This window comes from Enterobacter cloacae complex sp. IR5402 (genome assembly GCF_049238125.1).
In the GTDB taxonomy this organism is placed as follows: Bacteria; Pseudomonadota; Gammaproteobacteria; order Enterobacterales; family Enterobacteriaceae; genus Enterobacter; species Enterobacter hormaechei_C.
The window spans coordinates 490,368-506,592 of record NZ_JBMKHO010000003.1 but is presented as its reverse complement, the minus strand read 5'-3'; the positions used below and the strand labels follow the sequence as shown (position 1 = coordinate 506,592).

14 protein-coding genes are annotated in these 16,225 nt (G+C 57.3%); 3 read left to right on the top strand and 11 right to left on the bottom strand.

Going from position 1 to position 16,225, the window contains the following annotated elements; all coding sequences use genetic code 11:
- The first annotated feature begins 8 nt into the window (after positions 1-8).
- Positions 9-2,372 carry a TIM-barrel domain-containing protein gene (locus ACOTXL_RS08705; RefSeq protein WP_045350689.1) on the top strand — a complete coding sequence of 788 codons (2,364 nt, stop codon included), beginning with the start codon at positions 9-11 and terminating at the stop codon, positions 2,370-2,372.
- Positions 2,373-2,463: 91 nt separating this feature from the next.
- On the opposite strand, the gene ACOTXL_RS08700 is transcribed toward ACOTXL_RS08705, so the two are convergent.
- Positions 2,464-4,059 carry an ABC-F family ATPase gene (locus ACOTXL_RS08700; RefSeq protein WP_003858434.1) on the bottom strand — a complete coding sequence of 532 codons (1,596 nt, stop codon included), beginning with the start codon at positions 4,057-4,059 and terminating at the stop codon, positions 2,464-2,466.
- Between the two features lie 222 nt (positions 4,060-4,281).
- On the opposite strand from ACOTXL_RS08700, the gene ldtB reads away from it, so the two are divergent.
- Positions 4,282-5,202: a L,D-transpeptidase gene (gene ldtB, locus ACOTXL_RS08695; protein ID WP_003858435.1), complete on the top strand. Its 921-nt coding sequence runs from the start codon at positions 4,282-4,284 to the stop codon at positions 5,200-5,202.
- Positions 5,203-5,243: 41 nt separating this feature from the next.
- Here ldtB and ACOTXL_RS08690 read toward each other — a convergent pair whose 3' ends face one another.
- The 10 genes from ACOTXL_RS08690 to mntR all read right to left on the bottom strand — a co-directional run bounded on the left by ACOTXL_RS08690 (position 5,244) and on the right by mntR (position 15,782).
- Entirely contained in the window at positions 5,244-5,960 is a 717-nt protein-coding gene (locus tag ACOTXL_RS08690; protein WP_015571043.1) for a GntR family transcriptional regulator, read from the bottom strand.
- A gap of 15 nt (positions 5,961-5,975) precedes the next feature.
- Positions 5,976-7,298: a PTS sugar transporter subunit IIC gene (locus tag ACOTXL_RS08685; RefSeq protein ID WP_023324365.1), complete on the bottom strand. Its 1,323-nt coding sequence runs from the start codon at positions 7,296-7,298 to the stop codon at positions 5,976-5,978.
- A gap of 51 nt (positions 7,299-7,349) precedes the next feature.
- Positions 7,350-8,726, bottom strand: a complete 1,377-nt coding sequence (locus ACOTXL_RS08680; protein WP_022650662.1) for a glycoside hydrolase family 1 protein — start codon at positions 8,724-8,726, stop codon at positions 7,350-7,352.
- Positions 8,727-8,876: 150 nt separating this feature from the next.
- Positions 8,877-9,383, bottom strand: a complete 507-nt coding sequence (locus tag ACOTXL_RS08675) for a YbjP/YqhG family protein (RefSeq protein WP_045336966.1) — start codon at positions 9,381-9,383, stop codon at positions 8,877-8,879.
- The gene (locus tag ACOTXL_RS08670) at positions 9,383-9,751 is read right to left on the bottom strand and encodes a hypothetical protein (protein WP_045350690.1); all 369 of its coding nucleotides are present in this window, start codon (positions 9,749-9,751) and stop codon (positions 9,383-9,385) included. The genes ACOTXL_RS08675 and ACOTXL_RS08670 overlap by 1 nt, the downstream gene beginning before the upstream one ends.
- Before the next feature lie 164 nt (positions 9,752-9,915).
- A complete protein-coding gene (locus tag ACOTXL_RS08665) occupies positions 9,916-11,439 on the bottom strand; it encodes an efflux transporter outer membrane subunit (protein ID WP_045343620.1) in 1,524 nt (507 codons plus the stop codon).
- Positions 11,439-13,010, bottom strand: a complete 1,572-nt coding sequence (locus tag ACOTXL_RS08660) for a DHA2 family efflux MFS transporter permease subunit (protein ID WP_015571056.1) — start codon at positions 13,008-13,010, stop codon at positions 11,439-11,441. Before ACOTXL_RS08660 ends, ACOTXL_RS08665 begins: the two co-directional genes overlap by 1 nt.
- Positions 13,007-14,101 (bottom strand): HlyD family secretion protein, encoded by a 1,095-nt coding sequence (locus ACOTXL_RS08655; protein ID WP_023324361.1) that lies wholly within the window; start codon positions 14,099-14,101, stop codon positions 13,007-13,009. The genes ACOTXL_RS08660 and ACOTXL_RS08655 overlap by 4 nt, the downstream gene beginning before the upstream one ends.
- Positions 14,102-14,202: 101 nt before the next feature.
- Positions 14,203-15,312, bottom strand: coding sequence for an anion transporter (locus ACOTXL_RS08650; RefSeq protein WP_045350691.1), 1,110 nt, complete (start codon positions 15,310-15,312; stop codon positions 14,203-14,205).
- The gene (gene mntR, locus ACOTXL_RS08645; protein ID WP_022650657.1) at positions 15,309-15,782 is read right to left on the bottom strand and encodes a manganese-binding transcriptional regulator MntR; all 474 of its coding nucleotides are present in this window, start codon (positions 15,780-15,782) and stop codon (positions 15,309-15,311) included. Before mntR ends, ACOTXL_RS08650 begins: the two co-directional genes overlap by 4 nt.
- A 183-nt stretch (positions 15,783-15,965) precedes the next feature.
- On the opposite strand from mntR, the gene mntS reads away from it, so the two are divergent.
- Entirely contained in the window at positions 15,966-16,094 is a 129-nt protein-coding gene (mntS, locus tag ACOTXL_RS08640) for a manganase accumulation protein MntS (RefSeq protein ID WP_017384915.1), read from the top strand.
- Positions 16,095-16,225: the final 131 nt, after the last annotated feature.

Genomic DNA, 16,225 nt, shown 5'->3' with positions numbered 1-16,225 from the left:
TATTGCATATGAAAACCCTGAAAAACTGGACCCTTGATACGCAGTCGGCAAACCATCTGGAACTGCTGGTCGATAGCCAGCACCGCCTGTGCCTGTATGTGCTGGAAGAGAACCTGTTCCGCGTGCTGATCAAACGCAAGGGCGAGCTGGCGCTTGACCGCACCTGGAGCATCGCACCGGAAAAAGACGTGCCGTGGGAAGGTCGCCGTCGTGACGATATCAGCGGCTTCTCCTGCCCCGCCTGGACGCTGACGCAGCAGGACGATACGTTAACCGTGGCAACCGAGCAGCTGCGCGTCACCGTCCACCAGCCGCTGTGGCTGGAGTGGCACTACCGCAATGAGGCGGGCGAATGGCAGCCGCTGGTCAACGACCGCCCCACCAGCGCCTACCTGCTGAACGCTCACGGCGACGGCGTGGCGCACTACCTCAGCCGCCGCAAGGACGAGCGTTTCTACGGCCTGGGCGAGAAAGCGGGCGATCTGCAGCGCAACGGTAAACGCTACGAGATGCGCAACCTCGACGCCATGGGCTACAACGCCGCCAGCACCGACCCGCTCTACAAGCACATTCCGTTCACCCTTACTCGCCGCGACGACGTGAGCTACGGCCTGTTCTACGACAACCTGAGCAGCTGCTGGCTGGATCTGGGTAACGAGATCGATAACTACCACACCGCCTATCGCCGCTGGCAGGCGGAAGCGGGCGATATCGACTACTACATCTTTACCGGCAGGCGCGTGCTGGACGTCACCAAAGCCTTCGTGCGCCTGACGGGGAAAGCGCTGTTCGGACCGAAATGGAGCCTGGGCTACAGCGGCTCGACCATGCACTACACCGACGCGCCGGACGCGCAAAACCAGCTGATGAACTTCATTCGCCTGTGCGAGGAGCATGCCATTCCGTGCGACTCGTTCCAGCTCTCCTCCGGCTATACCTCGATTAACGGCAAGCGCTACGTTTTTAACTGGAACTACGACAAAGTGCCGCAGCCAAAGGTGATGAGCCAGGCGTTCCACGACGCGGGGCTGCGGCTTGCGGCCAACATCAAGCCGTGTCTGTTGCAGGATCATCCCCGCTACGGCGAAGTGGCGGAACGTGGCCTGTTCATTCGCGATTCAGAAACCGATGCGCCTGAACGTTCCAGCTTCTGGGATGACGAAGGATCGCATCTCGACTTCACCAACCCGCAGACGGTGCAGTGGTGGCAGAACGGCGTGACCACGCAGCTGCTGGAGATGGGCATCGACTCCACCTGGAACGACAACAACGAGTATGAAGTGTGGGACGGGGAAGCGCGCTGCTATGGCTTCGGCAAGGAGATAGCCATCAAGCATATTCGCCCGGTGATGCCGCTGCTGATGATGCGCGCCTCGCTGGAAGCGCAGCAGCGCTTTGCGCCGGAAAAGCGTCCGTATCTGATCTCCCGCTCCGGCTGCGCCGGGATGCAGCGCTACGTCCAGACCTGGAGCGGCGACAACCGCACCAACTGGGACACCCTGCGCTATAACATCCGCATGGGGCTGGGCATGAGCCTGTCCGGGCTGTTCAACGTCGGGCACGACGTCGGCGGTTTCTCCGGCGACAAGCCGGACGCCGAGCTGTTCGTGCGCTGGGTGCAGAACGGCGTGATGCACCCGCGCTTTACCATTCACTCGTGGAACGATGACCACACGGTGAACGAGCCGTGGATGTATCCGGGCGTCACGCCTGCCATCCGCGGCGCGATTGAGCTGCGCTACCGCCTGCTGCCGTATCTTTACACCCTGCTCTGGCAGGCGCACGCCGACGACGAACCGATGCTGCGCCCGACCTTCCTCGACCACGAGCACGATGCGCAAACCTTCAAAGAGTGCGACGACTTCCTGCTGGGCCGCGACCTGCTGGTCGCCAGCGTCGTCGAAGCCGGGCAGCGCGAGCGCCGCGTCTGGCTGCCGGATAACGAAACCGGCTGGTACGATTTTTACACCCACGCGTGGTATGCGGGCGGGCAAGCGATCGTCCTTGATGCGCCGCTGGAAAAACTGCCGCTGCTGGTGCGCGCCGGGGCCGGTCTGCCGCTCAGCGAGCGCATCCGTCACGTGAGCGCCGATAAAGACGATACCCGTGAGCTGAAGCTGTTCCCGGTGAAAGGCGTCGGCACAACCTCGGGGCTGCTGTTTGAAGACGACGGTGAAAGCTGGGGCTACCTGAACGGCAATGCGCTGTGGGTGGAATGGGAAATGGTGTGTGATGGCGCAACCATCAACCTGAAGGTGAACGCTCGCGGCGGCTATCGTCCGGCATGGAAGGCGCTGAAGGTATCATTACCGGCGGGGGAAAAACGTACGCTGCGGGTGAATGGAGTTGAAGGGGGCGAGTGGGTGGTGTAGTGCGGCCTGTAGCCCTCACCCTAACCCTCTCCCACAGGGAGAGGGGATAAAATGTAGGCCGGGTAAGGCGAAGCCGCCACCCGGCTATTTTTTAACTCTCGATACCTTTACTGCGCAGGTAATCTTCGTAGTTACCGGTGAAGTCCACCACGCGCTCTGGCGTAATTTCGATCACGCGGGTCGCCAGCGAGCTGACGAACTCACGGTCGTGAGAGACGAAGATCAGGGTGCCCTGATACATCTCCAGCGCCATGTTCAGGGATTCGATCGATTCCATATCCAGGTGGTTAGTCGGTTCGTCCATCACCAGAATATTCGGTTTTTCCATCATCAGCTTGCCGAACAACATACGGCCCTTTTCACCACCGGAGAGCACTTTGGCGGGCTTTTTGATGTCGTCCTGGCTGAACAGCAGACGCCCCAGAATGCTGCGTACCGCCTGCTCATCGTCGCCTTCCTGCTTCCACTGGCTCATCCAGTCGAAGACAGTCAGATCGTTTTCGAATTCATATTCATGGTCCTGCGCGTAGTAACCAATCTGCGCGTTTTCAGACCATTTCACGGTTCCGTTGTCCGGTTGCAGTTCACCCACCAGGGTTTTCAGCATAGTGGATTTACCCACGCCGTTGGCGCCGAGGATGGCAATCTTCTCGCCCACTTCCAGCAGCAGGTTGAAGTTTTTAAACAGCGGGCCTTCATCGAAGCCTTTGGTAAGGGCCTCCACTTCCAGCGCGTTACGGAACAGCTTCTTATCCTGCTCGAAGCGGATGAACGGGTTCTGACGGCTGGAGGCTTTAACCTCTTCCAGCTTGATTTTGTCGATCTGACGCGCACGCGAGGTCGCCTGACGCGACTTAGAGGCGTTAGCGCTGAAGCGGCTAACGAAGGACTGCAGGTCCGCAATCTGCGCTTTCTTCTTGGCGTTGTCCGCCAGCAGACGCTCGCGCGCCTGGGTGGCGGCGGTCATGTACTCGTCATAGTTGCCCGGATAGACGCGCAGCTCGCCGTAGTCCAGATCCGCCATGTGCGTACAGACCATGTTCAGGAAGTGACGGTCGTGCGAGATGATGATCATGGTGCTGTCGCGGTCGTTGAGCGTCTGCTCCAGCCAGCGGATGGTGTCGATGTCCAGGTTGTTCGTTGGTTCGTCGAGCAGCAGGATGTCCGGGTTAGAGAACAGCGCCTGAGCCAGCAGCACACGCAGCTTCCAGCCTGGCGCAACTTCGCTCATCGGGCCGTAATGCTGTTCAACCGGAATGCCGACGCCCAGCAGCAGCTCGCCCGCACGCGCTTCCGCAGAGTAGCCGTCCATTTCGCCGTATTGCGTTTCCAGGTCGGCCACTTTGTAACCGTCTTCTTCGCTCATCTCAGCGAGACCGTATATACGATCGCGCTCCTGCTTCACTTCCCACAGCTCCGCATGCCCCATGATCACGGTGTCGAGCACGGTGAACTCTTCGAAGGCGAACTGATCCTGACGCAGCTTACCGATGCGCTCGTTAGGGTCGAGCGACACGTTACCGAGCGTTGGCTCCAGGTCACCGCCGAGGATCTTCATAAAGGTGGATTTTCCGCTACCGTTGGCACCAATCAGGCCGTAACGGTTGCCGCCGCCAAATTTGACGGAAATATTTTCGAACAGCGGCTTACTGCCAAACTGCATAGTGACGTTGCTGGTAACTAACACGGAGAGATTCCTGCGAAAAGTGTGATAAACGCGGCATTATGCCACAATTCCGAATTGAGATCCCGTGTTGCGGTAATCCACTAAACTTTAACAAAATCGAAAAAAATGTGATTTCGTACACATCTGAATTCCCAGTTAACGGGAATGCACATATAATGCGCTCCCATTACTGATTCAGACTTATCAACTCATCGCCAGAATGGCTTAGATACCTCGCATAACATGAACATGAAATTAACAACGCTTTTTGCGGCGGCGTTAGCCGTAGTAGGTTTTTGTAAGACCGCGTCTGCGGTGACGTATCCCCTGCCGACAGACGGAAGCCGTCTGGTGGGTGAAAACCAGGTGGTGACGGTGCCGGAAGGTAACACTCAGCCGCTGGAATACTTCGCGGCGCAGTATCAGCTCGGCCTGTCTAACATGCTGGAAGCGAACCCGGGCGTTGACCCGTATCTGCCGAAAGCGGGTACCGTACTCAACATTCCACAGCAGCTGATCCTGCCGGATACCGTGCACGAAGGTATCGTAATTAACAGCGCCGAAATGCGTCTGTATTACTACCCGAAAGGCACCAACACCGTGATCGTTCTGCCTATCGGTATCGGTCAGCTGGGTAAAGACACCCCGCTGAACTGGACCACCAAAGTGGAGCGTAAGAAAGCGGGCCCAACCTGGACGCCGACCGCCAAAATGCACGCTGAGTACATTGCTGCCGGTGAACCGCTGCCAGCCGTTGTGCCTGCCGGCCCGGATAACCCGATGGGTCTGTACGCGCTGTACATTGGTCGTCTGTATGCCATCCACGGTACAAACGCCAACTTCGGTATCGGCCTACGCGTAAGCCACGGCTGCGTGCGTCTGCGTAATGAAGACATCAAATTCCTGTTCGATAACGTGCCGGTTGGTACGCGCGTGCAGTTCATTAACGAACCGGTGAAAGCGACGTCAGAGCCGGACGGCAGCCGTTACATTGAAGTGCATAACCCGCTGTCCACCAGCGAAGATCAGATCAACAACAACGAAATCGTACCGATTAAGCTGACCAGCGCGGTGCAATCCGTTACCTCTCAGGCGGATGTTGACACGACCATCGTTGACCAGGCGATTCAGAACCGTTCCGGTATGCCGGTGCGTTTAAACTAATCGTGATAATTAAAAAAGCGGACCTTGAAGTCCGCTTTTTTTTATCCGTTATTCACGATAACGATACCGCCATGGTCATAGCGATAGTGACAATGGGCGTACTCCAGCGGCGTACCATCTTCCAGATAGATCACCTGCTCTACCTCCAGCACCGGGTCGGTTGGCTCGCAGACAAGGTGCTGCATATCCAGCGCACTGGGCTTCAGCGCCCGCACCACCCGATACGATCCCATGATCTTCAGCCCCAGCGTCTCCTGCACATACCGGAATACCGAACTTTCAAGATGGGTTTTGTTCAGACCGGGGACCAGATTGAGCGGCATTACCGTGGCGTCCAGAGACATCGGCTCACCGTTTAGTAAACGCAGACGGATAAAGTCATAGATCGGCGTATCCGGATTTATCATCAGCGATGCCTGCTCTTTCTCGTTCGGGAAGCGCAGTTCGAAGTGCACCACCTGGCTCGTCACCGTGCCTAAATGTTCCCAGGTTTTGGTCGCCCCGAAGTAGTCGCTGCCGGAGAGATCCCACTGGGAAAGCTGGAGGAAATTTTTGCGGATGAACGTGCCCTGCCCCTGTCGGGTATAGACCAGCCCTTCAACGATCAGCTGGCGCATCGCCTGCTGAATGGTCATCCGGCTGGTGCTGAACTCCGCCGCCAGCGCGAACTGGTCCGGCAGCGGTTCATTGGCGGCGTACTGCTGGGTAATAATGCGTTTCTTAATTTCCCGCGCTATGGTGATGTACTTCGCCGCCATCTTCCTTCCTTTCAGTTAGTTTTCTATCCCGCTGTTTTTCAAGGCCACTCGCTCGGCCACCTTTAGGAAAGGCAGGTAGAAGAATACACCAAATACGATGATTGCCAACTGCACCACCACCGCCCGCCAGTCCCCCGCCGTCGCCAGCCAGGCGCTAAGGATCGGCGGGGTCGTCCACGGGATCATCACCACGCAGCGCGACATGAACCCCAGCGTGGTACAGAGCCACGCAAAGTAAATCCCGATAGCAGGCAGCAGCACAAACGGGATCATCAGCGGTAGGTTAAAGACTATCGGCAGGCCGAAAATCACCGGCTCGTTGATGTTAAACAGACCCGGCGCCAGCGACAGACGCGCCACCTGCTTCGCTGATTTCTGTCTTGAGAAGATGAAGATAGCGATCAGCAATGAGATTGTGCTGCCCGTCCCGCCCACCATGCCAAAGGTCGGCACAAAGATGTTGTTGATGATGTGCGGGATCGGCTGGCCGTTGGCGAAGGCCAGCATATTCTCATTGGTATTGATCAGCAGGAACGGCTCCAGCACCACGCTGTTGACCACCGACTGATGAATACCGAGCGTGAACAGGAAGTTACCGAAGCTGTAGATGAAAATCGTCCCGGGCAGACTGGTGTTGATCAACCGCAGCGGCTGCTGAATAAATGTCGTAATGAGATGGATCAGATCCGTGTGCAGCACGTTCGCCAGTATGGCCGCCAGCACCGCAAACAGGGAGAGCGTGAGGATCGTCGGGATCAGCGCGGTAAAGGATTTGCTCACCGCTGGCGGTACGTTCTCCCCGAGCGAAATGTGCAGCGCCTTCAGCCGTGAAATGGCGATAAACAGCTCGGTTGAGAGCAGCCCAATCAGCACCCCGGCGAAAATCCCGGTGGAGCCAATATTGGCGAACGTCAGAACCTGGGTGACGTTCACCGTGGCGTCGCTGCCGACGGGGGTAATCTGTAAGCGCATCGGCATCATGATAATGAAACTGCTGACGGCGATAACCACTGCCGAGACCGGATTGTCGAAATCTTTGTTGCGCGCCAGCGACCAGGCGATCATCGGGGCCAGCAGCAGCGCGGCGATGTTCAGCGTGCCGTTGATAATCGCCTCGCCCCACACCTTAAACTGCGTAAGCGTGTCGCCCGCAAAAATCCACGGGAACACCACGTTATTCACCAGCACCGCCAGACCGGCAAGGATGAAAATCGGCATTACCGTGGCGAAGGCATCGCGAAGGGAGCGAAGATGCACCTGGTTTGCCAGGCGCGCCGAGAACTCTACAAATTTATCGACAAAAGACTGCATGTGCGGTGTTATTTTTGTTTCAGACATAGCGGAGTGTTCCCATTAATCAGTCACAAAAACGGCCCGGCAGCGTACGGCTTACATCTCGCGTCCGTTAGTATGGATAACCTGTTTTAACCACGCGTAGCTCTTCTTCGGCACGCGCTTCAGGTCTTTCAGGTCGTGATTTTCACGGTTGACGTAGACCACGCCGTAGCGCTTGCGCATGTCACCCTGCGAGCTGAGAATGTCAATCAACCCCCAGCCGAGATAGCCCATCACCTCTGCCCCATCCTCGAATATTGCCGCTTTCATCGCCTCGATGTGCGCCCGGTGGTAGTCGATGCGGTAGGTGTCCTCAACCGGATCCACGCCATCCCAGGACTCAATCACCCCAATACCGTTCTCAATCGGGAATACCGGCATCCGCCAGTCGTTGGCGTAGCGGGTGATGATGGTGCGAAAGCCCAGCGGATCGATCTGCCAGTTCCACTCGGTGGCCTTCAGGTACGGATTGTTTTTCTCGCCGTGCAGCAGGTAATAGTTAACCGGCGTGCCTTCCGGGATGGCATCGCTGTCCAGCGTTTTGCTGGCGTAGTAGCTGAAGGCCATAAAGTCGTTCTTCGTGCGCGCAAACAGCGCGAGATCGTCTGCGCGGTAGATATCGCCGAAGCCCTCCTGCTCCACCACCGCCATTACCGCCGGGCTGTAGCCCTGGCCCGCGAAGACGCGCAGCAGGTTCTGGTTGAGGAATTCGTCGTACTGCTGGGCGCAGAAGATATCGCGCGGTTTGCAGGTGGCCGGATAAATCAGCTGGTGCGCCAGCATGCCGCCCATCAGCTTGCCCGGCTTAGTCTGGTGCAGGTATTCGGTCAGAGTCATGTGCGCCACCATCGCATGGTGCTGAAGCTCATACAGCTCGCGCAGGGTTTGCTCACCTTTCATGTAACCGGAAATGCGAAAAGCTTCCGGCATATGGAAAATGTTCTGCTCGTTGAAGGTCAGCCAGTACTTCACCCGGTCAGCGAAGCAGTCGATCATCTTTTTGCCGTAGCGGATAAAGGCGTCCACCACGCGGCGATCGTTGAAGCCGTTGTACTCCTGCGCCAGCGCCAGCGGCATATCGAAGTGGTAGAGACAGACCATCGGCTCGATACCGCGGGCGAGCAAATCGTCAATAAAGCGGTCGTAAAAGGCGATGCCCTCGTCGTTGAACTCGCCGTCACCCTGCGGGCAGATGCGGCTCCAGGAGATCTGGAAGCGGTAGCAGTTCATGCCCAGATCCTGCATCAGGTCGAAATCTTCCCGGTACCGGTGGTAGGAATCCGTGGCAACTTTCCAGTCGGAGATGTTTTCTCCCGCCTCGCGGATGTCGTAGACCGACATCCCCTTTCCGCCCTCATTCCAGGCCCCTTCCGTCTGCATGCTGGATACCGAGTTGCCCCATAAAAAGTTGGCTGGCAGTGATTTGTTCATGGTTGCTCCCTTTATGACTAGTCATTTAAATTTCATGACTAGTCATATAGGCGAAGATGAAATATCGATCAAAGGTGTGGATCGTTTTTTGTGAGGTTGATGGAAATAAAAAGCCCCGGCAGTTGCCGAGGCTAAGTTCCTGTTTAACGTTTAAAGCCCGCTTTCGGCTGCAATTTTTGCCTGGGCAATTGCTCCGGCATTGAATATGGGATGCTCGTGATTGTTCGTTAAGTCACGAACGCGGTAGATTTTCCATGCATCATCTTCACGACGAAGAAATACTTCAAGGTGAATGCTCCTCCCGCCACCTGCCCCTTCCATCACCTGGACTACTTCCCCGTTTAAAAATGGCCTTGCGTTTTCCACCCGTAACGCAGGTATCCATTCGCGGGCGTAATCCTGGGTATACGTAAAATAGTCAGACTCTATTAATTCTTGTTCCGGGATTTCCTTAATAGCACCAATGCGAGCAATAGTATCAGCAGAAACATATTTACGCAGTTCGTCGGCAGGATAGGGCCTGGCTTCATTACTGCCGAATGCACAAAGATAGGATTTATAAAATGATTCGGTAGTATCTTTCGCACTCTGATCTTGACTGGCAGCAGAACTACATCCCACCAGCAACATAGCGACTGATAAAAATATCCTTTTCATCAATGCATCCTGTAAATTTTAAATGATGGTTGCATTTTGCGGTACCCAGGCCCCGGATACATGCTTTTTTGAACAAAATCAGAAATCCACTGCGTGCCGTCATACATAGTCATGTGACCTATGCCGTTTCCTCCGGGATATGGCTGTATCACAGCCACATCGCCAGCTATTAAAGTCGAACCGGGCGGCAGCTCACGGAATCCAGCACGTAATAATTCCGCCCCATAATCTTTTGCATAATCTGTATTAGGCACCTTAACACCTCCAGCCAGAATCGCCAGACGGGTAAACTTAGCACATTCACTATAATAGTGCCTCAGCGCGTGTGAACGGAGATACGAAACAGCAACATCTTTATTCCAACTCATTCTTAGTTCCCTTAAGTAAGTAAGAACGGAATTATTGTGCCAGTCATTAACCTGATGTTGGTTAAATAATGCTTAAATTTGTCCGGCCAAAATATTACTTTCGCGCCCAATAAAAAGGCCGGATTCGCTGCGCGGATCCGGCCAGAGTCATCGCTGTTAAAAGATTATCCGCGCGGGGCGTCGCCAAAGACGCTGTAGTCTGGCAGCCGCACCTGCTGATATGGCTCCCAGCCGCCGCCGAGGGCTTTGTAGAGCGCCACCAGATCAAGCGCGCTCTGCACCTGCGCCTGCGCCCGCTGCTGTTCGGCCTGAGCGAGCTGACGCTGGGCGTCCAGCACATCAATAAAGCTGGCGATCCCCTGCCGGTAGCTGTCGCTGGCGAGATCAAAGGCGTTTTGCAGCGCGTCGATGGTTTTCGCCAGGCCCGCTTCACGCTGCTGGTCGGTGCGATAGCTCACCAGCGCGTTTTCAACGTCGCCGAGCGCCGTCAGCACCGTCTGACGATAGTCCAGCACCGCCGCCCCCTGCTGCGCGCGCGCCACCTTAACGCTGGAGACCAGCCGACCGCCCTGGAAAATCGGTATGGAAACCTGCGGGCCAAAGCTGTAGAAGTGGCTGCTCCAGTCGGTTAGCCAGTTGGATTCGCTGTTGCGCAAGCCAAACTGCCCGGAGAGGGTAAAGCTCGGGAACAGCTCTGCCACCGAGACGCCAATCTGCGCCGTGGCGGCATGGAGATTCGCCTCCGCTTCGCGCACGTCCGGGCGACGGCGCGCCAGGGTGGACGGAATACCGGTCTGCACAATATCCGGCAAGGCAGGCATCGGCTGCACGGATTGCAGTTCGGCATCCAGCGCGCCCGGCGGCTTACCAAGGAGGATCGCCAGCCCGTTCATCGCCTGGCGTTCCTGCGCCTGATACTGCGGCAACTGAGCTTCAAGATTGCCCAGCTGCGCCCGGGCGTTCTCCACGTCCATCTGCGGCGACAGCCCGCCCCGCTGGCGGCTTTCGGTCAGATCCAGCGTCTGCTGTGCGCTTTCAATTTGCGTATTAAGCGTGGCAATGATGCTCTGCGCCCCACGCAGCTGTAGCCACGCCCGCGCCACTTCGGCTTCCAGCGAGACCAGCGCATCGTTACGCTGCTCGATCGCTGCCCGCTGCTGCGCCTCGGCCGCTTCTACCTGACGGCGCACCTTGCCCCACAGGTCGATTTCCCACTGGGCGTCGAAGCTGCCCTGATAGAGGTTAATCGGCTGCGTCAGCGGGCCTAACGCGCCCCGCAGTTCAGGATCGACATTATTCAACTGGTCGTACACACCGTGGGATTTTAGCTCCCCTTCCAGCCCAAGCTGCTGGCGCGTCGCCTGCACATTGCCATTCACCGACGGGAAAAACGCCCCGCCGGCCTGGTTAATCTGTTCGCGCGCCCCGGCAATGCGTAATACGGTTTGCTGTAGCGTCAGATTTCCGGCGATGGCGCGTTCAATCAGGCTGTCGAGCTGCGGCGAGCCGAAGGTTTTCCACCAGCGCGGGTTAGTGGCGGCGGAGGAAGTTTGCGATTTCACCGCGCTGTCGCCCTTATCGTTCCAGTGCGTGGTGGCGAGCGGTGCAGGCTGTTGGTAGTCCGGCCCGACGGCGCAACCCACCAGCAGCATCATTATCATCAGGGGGTGTAAACGTCTGTGTATCATCAGTGTGCTCCTGCACTCCCCTCGCTCTTAACCGGCGAGAGCAACAAACAAAACGGAATCAGTAATAAGGCCACCGCGCTCAGAATGGTGAAGACGTCAATGTAGGCCAGAAAGCGCGACTGCTCGATCATCGTCTGGTACATCCGTCCGGTGGCAATGCCGGTCGGATCGCCCACCTGAGTGGTGAAGTTCTGGATCGCCTGGGCGCTTTCGCGAATCGCCAGCTGGAATTGCTCGTTAAACGGCGAAGCGTGGTAAGCCAGATGCGCGCTGTGCGCCTGCGAGCGCTCGGTGATCGCCGCCGTCGAGAGCGAAATCCCAATCGAGCCGGCCACGTTGCGGAACATGGTAAACAGCGCCGCCGCGTCGGCGTTAAGCCGCCTCGGGATCGAGATAAAAGCAATGGTGGTGAGGGGCACAAACAGGAACCCCAGTCCAATCGACTGAGCGCTGCGGAACAGCACCAGCGTTTCGAAATCGATATCCGGCGTCAGCGTGCGGGACCAGAAGAACGACACCGCCAGGCAGGTAAAGCCGAAGGCGATGATCCAGCGCGTCTGCACCACCGGCATCAGCTTCAGCACCAGCGGGATGGTCAGCACAATCAGCACCGCGCCGGGCGAGAGCACCAGCCCGGACCAGGTGGCGGTATAGCCCAAATCCTGCTGCGCCAGCTGCGGAATAACCACCGAACTGCCGTACAGGATCATCGCCATCCCCGCCATCAGCAGGCTGGAGATCGCAAAGTTGCGGTCCTTCATACAGTGCAGATCCACCACCGGCTTTCTGGCATACATCAGCCAGTAGATCGCGCCGATAATACCGACCAGCGTCAGTACTGCGAAGGTGCGGATAAAGTTCGAATAAAACCAGTCATCATCTTCGCCCCGGTCGAGCATCACCTGCAAACAGCCAAGACCGAGGGCGATCAGGCCGATCCCCGTCCAGTCGACGGTGAGCTTCTCTTCCGACTTTTTCTCCCACGGCGGATCTTCCAGCAGCTGATAGATGGCCAGCACCGTCACAATCCCTACCGGGATATTGATAAAGAACACCCAGCGCCAGGAGTAGTTATCGGTGATCCAGCCCCCCAGCGTGGGGCCGAGTACCGGCGCGACGATAATGGCAATGGATGAAAGGCCAAAGGCTTTGCCCCTGTCCTCCGGCTTAAAGTAGTCGAGTAGCACCGACTGCTGGGTAGGCTGCAACCCGCCGCCAAAGAACCCCTGCATCACGCGGAACAGGATGATTTGCCATAGCTCGGTGGCGATACCGCACAGGAACGAGCAGATGGTGAACATCACAATGCAGATCAGGAAGAACTGTTTGCGGCCAAACAGGCGGCTGAGAAAGGCCGAAATCGGCAGCACGATGCCGTTCGCCACCAGGTAGCTGGTGAGCACCCAGGTGGATTCGTCATAGCTGGCCGAGAGCGACCCCGCGACGTGGGGCAGCGCCACGTTGACGATGGTGGTGTCCAGAATTTCCATAAACACCGCCAGGGTGACCACAATCGCCACCGCCCACGGGTTACTGGCGGGCTTCCAGTTATCGTGGCTGTGATCCGTCATTCCACGGTGACCTTCGGTTCAACCGACAGCCCCAGCGGCAGCGGCTTGTTCGGATCCAGCCCTTTATCAATCACGATTTTCACCGGTACGCGCTGAACGATCTTCACAAAGTTACCGGTGGCGTTTTCCGACGGGAAGGCGGAGAAGCGCGAGCCGCTGCCCTGCTGGATGCTGTCGATATGGCCTTCCAGCTCCATATCCGGCCAGGCATCGACGGACACGGTCACTTTGTCGCCCGGCTTCATGCGCTCAAGCTGCGACTCCTTGAAATTCGCCACCACCCACACGTTCGGGGAAACCAGCGAGAACAGCGCCGTGCCGGCCTGCACCAGCGTACCGGGCTGGACGTTGCGTTTAGTGACGAAACCGTCGAACGGGGCGCGGACTTCGGTATAAGAGAGGTTCAGGTTGGCGGTTTCCAGCTGCGCTCTGGCCTGATCGACCTGGCGTTCGCGGGCTTCGACGTTGGTCTCCTGCTGGCGGATTTGCAGCTGGACCTGCTCCGCCACCTCCAGCTGCGCCTGGGCGCTGGCCAGCCCCGCCTGCGCGCTGCGCAGCTGAGCGTTCGCGGCATCGATACTTTGTTGCGTGGTCGCGCGCGGGTCAACGCCGCGCTGACGGCGGTACTCCGCCTGCGCGTTGGCCATATCCGCCTGGGCTTTAAGTACCTGGGCTTTGGCTTCATCACGCTGGGCGGGATATTGCACCTTCGAGAGCGCCAGCTGCGCCTGGGCCTGATGCAGCTGCGCCAGCGCCAGCCCAAGCTGGGCCTGAGCCTGATCGCGCTGGGCGGTGGTATCACGCGGATCGATCACCACCAGCACATCCCCTTTCTTCACGCGCTGGTTATCCCGTACGCGAAGTTCTGTGACGTAGCCTGCCGTTTTTGGGGCAATGGTCACTACGTCGCCGTCGGTGAAGGCGTCGTCGGTGGTCTCTTCGTTACGGGTTAAAAACCACCAGACCAGCGCCACAATCACCATCACGATGACCACGATACCAAGGATAATTAACGGTTTTTTCCCCGGGCGCTTGCGCTCGTTATTGTTTTGATCCTGCTCGTCAGCAGGTGGGTTTTGATCTTCTGCCATAGTTCAGCAACGGTCCTGTCAGTGAGCGGCATCACACTATGCCGTTCACTAAAGCTAGGACGTTGCTATACATTTGCCAGGAAAAACTGACAAATTGCGCACTATATGAGAAGGAATAGTCCGAAACCGACCGCCGCTGACCAGAGCAGCATCGGGATTGACCATAAATGGAAGCGCCACCAGATGCGGCGATCGTTGGCCATCCGCAGGGCGATGAGGTTAGCCAGCGAGCCGGGCAGCAGCCCAAAGCCGCCGACGTTGACCGCCCACGCCAGCAGTACCGTAGGGGGAACATAGTTAAGCAGCAAAATGGTGGACGGCACGTTACTGATCACCTGCGAGAGACCAATCGCCGTCAGCCATAATCCCGGCTGCGACAGACCGCCAACGCTATGGAGAACGTTCTGCAATACCGGGAGCTGGATCAGCAGATGGACGTCAATAAACATCGCCATAAACACCAGCAGCAGCGTCCAGTCAACGCTCACCAGCACCCGCCGGGCGAGGAACAGGAAGCCACACGCCACCAGCAGCGCGCCAGCCAGCGCCTGGTTTAACTCCAGCGCGATAAGAAAAACGATATACAGCCCCAGGCAGCTCCAGACGAGACGCGGCTGCCACTGGGGGCCGGTGGTGCCGCTGTGGTACTGCAACGATTTATTCGGGAAAGCAAACCAGCCCACCGCCAGCAGCGAAGCCACGATCGCCAGCGCCAACGGCGCCATCTGCCCGGTAAATGCGGTAAACGACAGGCCGGAGCGTCCCCATAGCAGAATGTTCTGCGGGTTACCGATCGGCGTGAGCAGCGAGCCCGCATTGACGGCCAGCGCTTCAAAGATAATCAGACGGGTAACCGGTATTTCACACAGCTTACGCAGCGTGAGCGTAAGCGGCACCACGATAAACAACGCCACGTCATTAGTGAGAAACGTCGACAGCAGCGCCGCCGAAAAGACCATGAACAGGGCCAGCTTGCGCTCGGTGGCGAAGCGGCGCACCATTTTGCGCCCCAGCACGTCAAAATAGCCGCTCAGCTCCACGCCTTTGGTGAGCATCATCAAACCGCTCAGGCTAATAATGGTGCGCCAGTCTATGGCCGCCGGCCAGGTGTGCGGCGTGAAGGGCACAAAGACGCTGAGCCCAACGCCAGTGATAAGTAAAAGATGGAAAAAGCGATCGCGTTTCAGGGCCTGCAAGCCGGGGATGTTCATTCAGCGGAGGGACCGTATTTGAGCGTAAATTCGCGGAACTTCACCAGCGTCTCTTCGCTGACGTGGTGTTCCATACCTTCGGCATCCCGACGGGCAATTTCCGGGCTGACGCCCAGCACCAGTAAAAAATTCTCGACGATCTGATGGCGCTCGCGGCTCTCCTGCGCCAGTTTTTCGCCTTCAGCGGTGAGAAACACCCCGCGCCAGGGGATCATCTCGATCAGCCCGACCGACGCCAGACGTTTTAACATTTTGGCAACGGTTGGCTGCGACACCCCAAGGCGTGCGGCCATATCCACCTGGCGCGCTTCTCCAACCTCACGAATCAGATCAGAGATCAGTTCGACATAATCATCAATCAGCTCCCGGCGATGCGCCTCGCGCACCTGGCGGAAGCCTTCCACATGCTCTTCAACGTTCACCAGTTGCGTCGTTTTTTTTGTTGTTGGCTTACCTGCGCGACGGTTCATTGTGCTTCCTCAATGGGGTTGACGCTTCCAGCGCCCTGTAACGGAGCGCACATTGTAAACCATAGCTCTACAAGCACAAAAAATTAACGAATTAGCCATAGCTATACAATATAGCCTGTGCTATATCTGTATGTAATGCAGTCACCCTTCACGGATCGAAGGGATCATGAATCAGGAGGTCTTATGAATGAATTCAAGAGGTGTATGAACGTGTTTACCCACTCTCCTTTTAAAGTGCGCCTGATGCTGTTGAACATGCTGTGCGATATGTTTAACGCCAAACCCCAGCAGGACGACAACTCTTCCCACTAAGCGGCGTCGCGGTACGCCGCTTCATTTTCCTGTCACACTTTCGCTGTAAGCTGGCCTGTTCCCGATTATTTTTGCGTATTTGCAGCCCCCTTCGCAAAACATCTGTTTAGCAACTGTTGACCTTAATTCAC